General features: G+C 45.5%; 6 protein-coding genes. 5 read left to right on the forward strand and 1 reads right to left on the reverse strand.

Features of this window, described 5'->3' with window-relative positions:
* Window positions 1–1,301: TraB/GumN family protein (locus VIM72_RS04155; protein ID WP_332001605.1), on the reverse strand; the 1,301-nt coding region annotated here is incomplete at its 3' end.
* A 95-nt stretch (window positions 1,302–1,396) separates the two neighbouring features.
* Here VIM72_RS04155 and VIM72_RS04160 point away from each other — a divergent pair.
* From VIM72_RS04160 to VIM72_RS04180, 5 genes are all read left to right on the forward strand, one after another.
* Window positions 1,397–1,981: a Crp/Fnr family transcriptional regulator gene (locus VIM72_RS04160; protein ID WP_332001606.1), complete on the forward strand. Its 585-nt coding sequence runs from the start codon at window positions 1,397–1,399 to the stop codon at window positions 1,979–1,981.
* 85 nt (window positions 1,982–2,066) lie between these two features.
* Window positions 2,067–3,038, forward strand: a complete 972-nt coding sequence (locus tag VIM72_RS04165; RefSeq protein ID WP_332001607.1) for a zinc-binding alcohol dehydrogenase family protein — start codon at window positions 2,067–2,069, stop codon at window positions 3,036–3,038.
* Between the two features lie 300 nt (window positions 3,039–3,338).
* Window positions 3,339–3,932 (forward strand): RNA polymerase sigma-70 factor, encoded by a 594-nt coding sequence (locus VIM72_RS04170; RefSeq protein WP_332001608.1) that lies wholly within the window; start codon window positions 3,339–3,341, stop codon window positions 3,930–3,932.
* Window positions 3,933–4,049: 117 nt separating this feature from the next.
* Window positions 4,050–5,057, forward strand: a complete 1,008-nt coding sequence (locus VIM72_RS04175; RefSeq protein WP_332001609.1) for a FecR family protein — start codon at window positions 4,050–4,052, stop codon at window positions 5,055–5,057.
* A gap of 397 nt (window positions 5,058–5,454) precedes the next feature.
* The coding region (locus VIM72_RS04180) for a carboxypeptidase-like regulatory domain-containing protein (RefSeq protein ID WP_332001610.1) at window positions 5,455–6,080 on the forward strand (626 nt) is incomplete at its 3' end.

Below are 6,080 nucleotides of genomic sequence, written 5' to 3' on the forward strand. Positions count from 1 at the left end.
GCCTCGGTACCTGGCACATTGCGGTAAGTGATAGGATAGGAGCGTTGCAATACCGCGTTGTCCTGTGCCGCCATGTTGCTGATCATTGATTTTACCAGCTGGTTCCTGTCCGTAGCCAGCTGGGGAATATCCATGGTGAAAGCAAATCCTGCTTCTGCTTCGTTGCCTCCAATAAACATCTTGCCATTGATGCCCGGTAAAGGGTATACTACGGGCACGCCCGGTAATACAACGCTATAGCCATTGGCAATCCTGTTCAGCGAATATCCTTTCAGGCTGTCGAGCTGCTGGCGCTGCTTCCGTGCCACCCCGGTGAATTTTGCGCTCACGGGAGTAACGGAGTATCCTTTTTTACGAAGTAAGGATACCAGGCCTTCCTCGCCAGGTAAATGCGCCGCGCCTACTGCAGCGAAAACGCTGTTTTTGCTGAGCAATGCCATGAGGTTGGCCGCCATTTCCTTATTCCTGGCTTCGAGGCTTGGAATGTCTTCCGGGGCTTCCCAGCTGCCGGAAAGCGCAGCTATTTTCTGCAGATCGCCTTCATAATACAGGTTCACAAAATCATTCAAAGAGTTTACCCGTGCCTTGAGCCGGCTGGCCCTGTTGCCCGCACTATCCGTTCCGGCTGGCTCGTAGCCAATGCCCCACAGGAATATCTCTTTCTGCACTTCTGATACATTGGCGCTGAAGAGGTTTAACTGGTTCTGGATCTTTTCAAGACTGTACACCTGTTTATTCAACCTGGTGGCTTTCTGATGCAGCCAGGCATCCAGGAAAACAGTTTCCGGTTTCCGGGCGGGACCTGCCTCTTTTTCAAGTTCTCCTTCTTCGTCAATAAGCAGTTTTTCAAGGAACCATAAGCGTTTCAGCTTCAGCTGCTCCAGCGGGGAACCGGTTTTTTCCTTTACCAGGCTATCTACATACCGGTATTCGTCCTGGTTTAACAGGGTGCGCATGTAGTTAACGGTATCCTGCAAAGGACCTCCCGGCGCCAACAGGTAGGTCATCATGGAATCCATATCCACCTCCATCGCAAAAGCGGAAGCGCTTTGCAATGCGGTTAATACAGAGTCGCTGAACTCGAACACGCGCTTATCCGTGAGGTGCATCGTGCCAAATAAATAGGACGGCTCCTTCAGGCCGGGGCCATCAATACGCCAGAGCAGCTGGTAGTGCGGCCTGTTACTGGTTTGAGCGGGTGAAACAACTGTTTGCATCAGCAGGGCTAACAGCAGGAATATCGCTACGGGAACAAAATGTCCGGCACTTTTGGGCCGGCGCCAGGTATGGGTATTTAACATGCGGCAAAGCTAATAAGGTTCCCGCATGTTTGGAATCGGATAAAAGTTGTATTTCCCCTAACTTTATCTTCCAACAACCTCTTTATAAACCAACAATGATCTTTCATTTTAAATCAAAATTCCCGCAACTAAGCTCCTTCTGGGATAAATACCTGGAATTCCAGACCCGCCTGGAGCTACCGGCAAAGTCAATACTGCTGGAAGAAGGAAAGGTATCTCAGAATTATATCTTTATAGAAAAAGGATGCGTGCGGTTATTCTTTAATAATAACGGGATCGATAAAACGGTCCAGTTCTTTTTTGAAAACGAAGGATTAAGCTCTCTTGAAAGCTTTATCAACAGCACACCCAGTTTTTTTACGATTGAAACCATTGAACCTTCTGTGGTGTACCTGCTTCCCAAAATGTATGTGAACCAGCTGATCGATGAATTATCAAAGGAGCCTGATTTCCCAAAAATGATGATGCAGATGTTCCTGATGCGGCAATCACATTATATTACCGAGTTGGTTTCTTTTATACGCGATTCCCCTGAAGAACGTTACAAAAATCTCCTGGAACAGCGCCCGCATATTATCCGCCGGATTCCCCAGCACTATATCGCCTCTTATCTCGGCATTACAAAAGTGCACCTGAGCCGCATTAAAAGTAAGATCGCCAAAGGAAAGCCCCGTTTCTGAAACTTGATAACATATGTTATCGCTGCTGAAGTTTACGGCTGCTAATTTTGTCCTGGTTTAAATTATATCATTTAAAAACTAAGAGATGAAAGCAGCAGTAATGTACCGGCACAGCGAAATACCACAGTACGTGGATATGCCGGAACCAACAATACAAAACAATAATGAAGTACTGGTTACCGTAAAGGCGGTAGCGATCAAACATTTCGACAAGGGAAGGGCCACAGGAAAACACTATTCCAGCGATGCGCCAAAAGAGAACGGCCGTATTATTGGCGGCGATGGGGTATGCCTGCTGGGCAATGGCGCCAGGGTATATGCGGTTGGCGTAGATGGTATGCTGGCGGAGAAAGCAGTGGTGGAAAAAGACCGTATCGTTAAGGTGCCGGATGGATTGAGCGACGCGGTAGCCGCCGCATTGCCCAACGCCGTTTTCGGCGCCGCCATGGCATTGAAGTTTAAAGCTGGTATCCAGCCGGGAGATGTAGTACTGATCAACGGCGCCACAGGTTTTACCGGCCGCGTGGCGGTGCAGATAGCCAAACATTACGGAGCCGGAAAAGTGATTGTAACGGGTAGAAATCCATCATCGTTAGCGGAACTTTTATTACTCGGTGCAGATGAAACGATTTCCCTTCAACAGGAGGATGAAGCATTTATTACCGCGTTGAAACAAACCCATAAAGCTGCACCGGTGGATATTGTAATTGATTATTTATGGGGACATTCAGCGGAGATGATCCTCGCCTGCCTGAAAGGAGATGGTGCATGGACCAACTTTGTGCGCTTTGTTTCTGTGGGTAGTATGGCCGGCGATCTCCTGCAATTATCTGCCGCCATCCTGCGGAGTGTGAATATACAGCTCAGCGGCTCCGGGTTGGGCGCATGGACCAAAGGCCAGGTAAAGGAACTGCTCACCGTTATTTTACCGGAGATGTTTGCGCTGGCTGCCGAAGGAAAACTGACCGTTAAAACAATGGAGATGGACATCCATCGCATTGCGGAATTATGGGAGGCGGATGTGACCGGTGGGCAGCGTATTGTCGTTACCATCTGATATGCAAACATTCAATCACGGGGGCAGCAATAGCCCCCGTTTAAAAAAAACGCCCTGTACCACAACCCCTTGTTTTAATCCACGAAACCCTTGCTGCTAGCAGATTTTGTTCTTCCCTTCCCTGCCTTTTACAGGTATGTAATAATTTATAATTATAGCTAATACGAATTTATTTATAAAATAATAATATTTGTTACTAATTTATGCAGCAAAATACATGGCCATTGCCTTTGGGAGACCTGGCTTTTTTCTAGCCATATAAATTGTATTCCACGATATGATTTATATAAAAGAAGAGATATGAATATACCAGATGCTGAATTAGTAGTGCGGTTACAAAACCACGAAGTAAGCGCTTTTGACAATTTATATTGGAAGTATCACGGAGCTGTATACCGGAATATTTTCAAGTTTGTGAAAGATGAAGCGGTTACAGAAGACATTCTCCAGGACGTGTTTGCCCGCCTATGGGAAAAAAGACAGGACATCGAGCCAAACCAGTCCGTAAGCGGTTGGCTGTTTGTTATCAGTTTTAATATGTGCGTGTCTTTTGTAAGAAAAAAGCTGCGTGAACAGGCTTTCCACAAAAACATTTTCCAGACCGATACCGATGATGCTGTAGCAATAGAGCGGAAGAACATCGACGAAGAACAATACCATTTACTGGAGCAGGCGATTTCAAAACTATCTCCAAAGAAAAGAACAATTGTAACCCGTTGTAAACTGGAAGGTAAAACCTATGAGGAAGTAGCCCATGAACTGAACATTTCCCGTAATACCGTAAAGGAACACCTCTCGGCCGCTATGATCAAGCTGAATGATTATATGCAGCGTAATGGCGACCGTAAATATATTGTGTTACTGATGCTGTTCCTGAACTATCATGATTCATAAGCAAACGAGCCCTTTTCATATTATCTTTTAATTAATGTTTTGTTTTTTCAAAAAAAGTTCAAAAAGAACCCACCCGATTTTATTAACTGCGCGTATTTAGATTAAACCATCACGCTAGTGCCCAACAGAAAGGAATATCTCAAACAGCTGTTAAGTAAAGATCAATGGACTGCCACAGAGCAGGAGTGGATGATGGAATACCTCGATGCCAATGATTTTTCAGAACTGGAAACAGTGGCGGCCGAGTATTATGAGGCCGATCTCCTAACGGTAAAGTATATACTCGATAAACGTCTGTCCGACAGGATGCTGAAAGGCATTCACCAGCGTATAGGCGTTGCAGATAGTTCTTTTAAAGGTATTTTCCGTTTGTTCAGACACAAGGTGGCCGCTGCCGCTGTCGTACTGCTCCTTGCAGGCGCCGTATGGTACCTGCTGCTGCAGGATCGTGTAAAACAACGGGTGATTGCCACCACATCGGAACGGCAAACCGTGAAACTGCCCGACGGGTCTTTAGTGCACCTGGAAAAAGGTTCCAGTATTACTTACCCGGAAGTATTTGATAAGAAGAACCGCGAAGTAATATTAAAGGGAGAAGCTTTCTTTGAAATCAACCATGATGCGAAACACCCGTTTATCATTTCCTCTTCGCTGATCAATACCACCGTATTAGGTACTTCCTTTAATATGGAAGTGCACGGGGGAAACACTGCAAGGGTAGTAGTGGTATCGGGAATGGTACAGGTGAACACCCGAGAAGGAAAACCCAGTAAAAATGCCCGGCTGGTGTTAACGGCCAACAAAAGCGCGGTGTATAACCCTGCCTCGCAGGACCTGCAGCTACAGGACGGCACGGAAGATGCCAGGTTCTTTACCCAGAAAATGAGCGGCAAATTCATTTATAAGGGAGAGCCCTTGTCAAAAGTGGCAACAGACCTGCAGCGGTATTACAACGTACCGGTGGCAACAGATCAGCAATCTGCCCAATGCAGGTTCTACGGGTCTTTTAATACAGTGGATGATTTGGATAAAGCGCTTGCATTAATTGCTTTTTCATTAGATGCCAGGGTCAGAAAAGATAATACCAGTAAAGGGTATATGATCGTTGGTGGAAATTGTAAATAACGACCGCTATATCGTTAACCAAACTATATTCAGGATGAGAAACTGCTATCAACAAAGCTGAACCAAAATTTGAGAAATAGAAAATTGTAGTCCGGAATACTATCCTGGTGGCCTTTAGCCTGAAAGAATTGCATGCTGGTTAGTTAACTGAAGTGATCGCAAAGCCGCTCACAGGGCTGTCTTTTGCCAATATGTACCGTAAATAAACCGTAGAATATTTTCAACCAAACTAAACATTACATGATACGAGTAATACCCTTACCGCCCGGCTGATCTATTGCCATGATATAGCTGATTGAAAAATACCCTGCTCATGCAGAAGGCCCTTTATTGCCCGGTTTTAACCAAAGCCCGGGAAGGGGATCCTATGGCCGGACAAAACCAATAAAAAGTAACTATGTTCAAAGAAAAACTATCATTTATTTATTGCTTACTGCTCCTGCTGGCAGTGTCGAAAGTCCACGCCGGCAATGGTTTGCAGGATGCTCTCGATAAAAAGATCACCATAGAGCTAAAGAATGTTATCCTGAAAGATGCCCTGGAGAAAATAAGTAACCTCGCGGAAGTATCTTTTGTATATGTAGGCAGCGAAGCGCTGAACGTAAATAAAGTGAGCGTAAATGCACACAACGAAAAAGTAGGCGACCTCCTGGATAAACTGCTTACGCCTTATTCCCTGTCGTACAGCGTAATGTACGATCGCGTAGTAATTAAACACGATAACGGGAAGAAAATGGGCCAGCTAACGGTAACGAATACACTGATGCGTTTAACCGTTCCCGTTACTGATATAAAAGGAACAGTGACTAATGAAAAGAAAGAACTGCTTCCTGGTGTAAGCATCATTATTAAAGGCACCTCCCGTGGCGTAACTACCAACGATAAAGGAGTATTTGAGCTGAAGAAGGTAGCAGCCGACGCCATCCTGGTGTTTAACTTTACCGGGTATAAAACAGAAGAAATAAGCGTTGCGGAATTCAGAAGCGGCGCCATCACCATCATACTGAAAGAAAAACCTACCCG

The sequence above is a fragment of the Chitinophaga sp. genome, assembly GCF_036569185.1.
Classification (GTDB): Bacteria; Bacteroidota; Bacteroidia; order Chitinophagales; family Chitinophagaceae; genus Chitinophaga.

What these genes read in the sequence shown, in the direction of transcription:
- VIM72_RS04170 (WP_332001608.1), top strand. Translation starts at nt 3,339, where the DNA reads ATGAATATACCAGATGCTGAATTAGTAGTGCGGTTACAAAACCACGAA.
- VIM72_RS04165 (WP_332001607.1), top strand. Translation starts at nt 2,067, where the DNA reads ATGAAAGCAGCAGTAATGTACCGGCACAGCGAAATACCACAGTACGTG.
- VIM72_RS04160 (WP_332001606.1), top strand. Translation starts at nt 1,397, where the DNA reads ATGATCTTTCATTTTAAATCAAAATTCCCGCAACTAAGCTCCTTCTGG.